Origin of the sequence: Acinetobacter sp. 742879 (assembly GCF_000588535.1) — a bacterium.
GTDB classification, from domain to species: Bacteria; Pseudomonadota; Gammaproteobacteria; order Pseudomonadales; family Moraxellaceae; genus Acinetobacter; species Acinetobacter pittii.
In genome coordinates, this window is sequence record NZ_JFYC01000049.1 from 1 (window position 1) to 382 (window position 382).

The 382-nt window shown below is 49.5% G+C and carries 1 rRNA gene; it reads left to right on the forward strand.

The window, feature by feature from the left end:
* A 23S ribosomal RNA gene (locus tag J690_RS0104870) occupies positions 1-382 on the forward strand; the annotation flags it as partial.

Here is a 382-nt window from a genome sequence, read left to right on the forward strand (position 1 = left end):
AGCCTGGCGTTGGTTGTCCAGGTGAAAGGATGTAGGCATGTATCTTAGGCAAATCCGGGGTACTCTATGCTGAGATCTGATAGCAAGCTGTACTTGTACAGCGAAGTGGTTGATGCCATGCTTCCAGGAAAAGTCTCTAAGCTTCAGTTACACAGGAATCGTACCCGAAACCGACACAGGTGGTCAGGTCGAGTAGACCAAGGCGCTTGAGAGAACTCTGCTGAAGGAACTAGGCAAAATGGTACCGTAACTTCGGGAGAAGGTACGCTGTTGTTGGTGATGGAACTTGCTTCCTGAGCTGACGACAGCCGCAGAAACCAGGCCGCTGCAACTGTTTATTAAAAACATAGCACTCTGCAAACACGAAAGTGGACGTATAGGG